This window comes from Dehalobacter sp. (assembly GCF_030063005.1).
Taxonomy (GTDB): Bacteria; Bacillota; Desulfitobacteriia; order Desulfitobacteriales; family Syntrophobotulaceae; genus Dehalobacter; species Dehalobacter restrictus.
In genome coordinates, this window is the sequence record NZ_JAPDHR010000008.1 from 1 (window position 1) to 1,746 (window position 1,746).

The following is a 1,746-nucleotide window of genomic DNA, read 5'->3' on the forward strand; positions in this document are numbered from 1 at the left end:
GCCAGATTTCCATGCTATCTTACAAAGATTATATACCTTTTTTCATCTAGTTTATAGAGAAAAAACGGAGCTTACTCCTTCAACGGCAAGGGGCTTTAGTGAACGGAAGTTTGATTTTCAATTAACGGTAGTTTTATAATAATTTACAGGCACGTGCAATTATTATAAAGGAGGAAGATTGGAATGGGAGAAGTCAACAGGAGGAATTTTTTAAAAGCCTCGATGCTTGGAGCAGCTGCAGCTGCTGTAGCCTCGGCATCTCTGGTGAAGGGGATGGTTAGTCCCTTGGTGGCTGATGCTGCGGACATTGTAGCTCCGATCACGGAAACCTCGGAATTTCCATACAAGGTGGATGAAAAGTACCAGCGTTTACATGGTATGAAGAACTTCTTTGAAAGGAGTCTCGACCCGGAAGAAAACAAGACTCCTATTAAGTTTCATTACGACGATGTTTCCAAAATCACAGGCAAGCAAGATACGGGGAAAGACCTGCCCATACTTAATGCGGAAAGACTTGGGATCAAAGGGCGTCCGGCGACACATGCAGAAACAGGCGTTCTTTTCTTTAGTCAACATTTAGGTGCCCTGGAACCCCTGCGCAGTAATGAAGCAGGCTGGACCTCGTTGGAGCAGGCCTTGATGGTCGCAGGCTGGTCTGTAGAAGTGGATTATTCCGGATATACCGCATCAGGTGGTGGTCCGGGAAGTGTAATCCCGCTTTATCCCAGAGATCCTATAACCAATGAAACGGCTAATGATCCTGTCATGGTATCCGGTTTGTACAGCTGGGACAATATCGATGTTGAAGGTGTGCGACAACAAGGCAAACAGTGGAAATTCGAATCAAAGGAAGAAGCCAGTAAAATCCTTAAAAAAGCAACCCGTCTCCTGGGAGCCGATCTAGTCGGCATCGCACCCTATGACGAGCGTTGGACCTATGCTTCCTGGGGCAGGGAGATTTATAAACTTTTTAAAATGCCCAACGGCAGAACCAAATATCTGCCATGGGATTTGCCAAAGATGCTGTCAGGCGGGGGAGTAGAAGTTTTCGGACATGCAGAAGTTGAACCTGATTGGGAGAAGTATGGAGGTTTCAAACCAAAAAGTGTGATTGTCTTCGTTTTTGGAGAGGATGTTGAAGCTCTACGCACCTCACCGTCAGACCTTGCCACTGCCACGGTGGGGAAAAGTTACTCCAATATGGCAGAAGTAGCTTACAAAATCGCGGTTTTTCTGAGGAAGCTTGGCTATTATGCAGCGGCGTGCGGAAACGATACCGGAATAAGTGTTCCTATGGCCGTTCAGGCCGGGCTTGGAGAAGCAGGCAGAAACGGACTTTTAATTACCCAGAAATTCGGTCCGAGACATCGCATCGCCAAAGTCTACACCGACCTGGAACTTGCTCCGGACAAGCCGAGAAAATTCGGGGTACGCGAGTTCTGCCGCCTGTGCAAAAAATGTGCGGATGCCTGCCCCGCCCAGGCCATCTCCTATGAGAAAGACCCTAAGGTTCTGCAGCCAGAGGATTGTGAGGTAGCCGAAAATCCATATACTGAAAAATGGCATCTTGATTCCAACCGTTGCGGCTCTTTCTGGGCCTATAACGGTAGTCCCTGCGTAAATTGTGTAGCTGTATGTTCGTGGAACAAAGTCGAGACCTGGAACCACGATGTGGCCAGAATAGCCACTCGAATACCATTGCTTCAGGATGCAGCCCGCAAGTTTGATGAATGGTTCGGCTATAAC

Annotated in this window: 1 protein-coding gene; it reads left to right on the top strand. The window is 47.7% G+C overall.

Features of this window, described 5'->3' with window-relative positions; genetic code table 11:
• Positions 1-183: 183 nt before the first annotated feature.
• Positions 184-1,746 (top strand): reductive dehalogenase (locus tag OKX56_RS02470; protein ID WP_287895556.1); only part of this gene is annotated, 1,563 nt, incomplete at its 3' end.